Annotated in this window: 1 protein-coding gene; it reads right to left on the reverse strand. The window is 61.6% G+C overall.

Features of this window, described 5'->3' with window-relative positions:
- The coding region (locus CXR00_RS17985) for a protein-disulfide reductase DsbD domain-containing protein (RefSeq protein ID WP_104056430.1) at nucleotides 1-571 on the reverse strand (571 nt) is incomplete at both ends.

Consider the following 571-nt stretch of genomic DNA (forward strand, 5'->3'; position numbering starts at 1 on the left):
CGATCCGATACTTCTTCGGCAGCTTTTTGATCGGCAATGTCAGTACCGTTTCCCCCGAGGCCCCCGCAGTCATCGAGGCCTTGACGAAGACATGCCCGCTCGGACCGCTGACAAATACCTTCGGCTGGGCTTCTGACGAAGGCATCTTCAGCCGAACGACAAGCTCCTTGCTGTCCAGCTTGAGCTCATGCCCGACCACATGGAAGTCGGGGGAGGGGCCAGGAGGGACCATCGACTGGGCGGAAGCAACGAGAGCCGCCTCCACGGGATTGGCGATACTGCCTTCCTCCACCGGAACAGTGAGGTCGGCCTGGAAGGGAATGCAGATGTTCTGGCAAACGCCGACAAAGGCACTCAGTGTCACGCCGGATGTGTTCGGCGCGTCCTTCAGCGTCAGCGGCAGCGTGACGGGATGGTCGTAGCCGACATCGATCATGTCACCGTTCATCAGCACCTTGGGCACCGGAAAGCCGACGCTGTCGACCGTGTAGGAGACGCCCGGAGCCGGCGTGATGGCGGGCGGGATCCCGACATCGCCTGGTTCCTTCCAATAGGTGATCCAGCCCGGCTT

The organism is Arthrobacter sp. 9E16 (assembly GCF_002929435.1).
Lineage (GTDB): Bacteria > Actinomycetota > Actinomycetes > Actinomycetales > Micrococcaceae > Arthrobacter_B > Arthrobacter_B sunyaminii.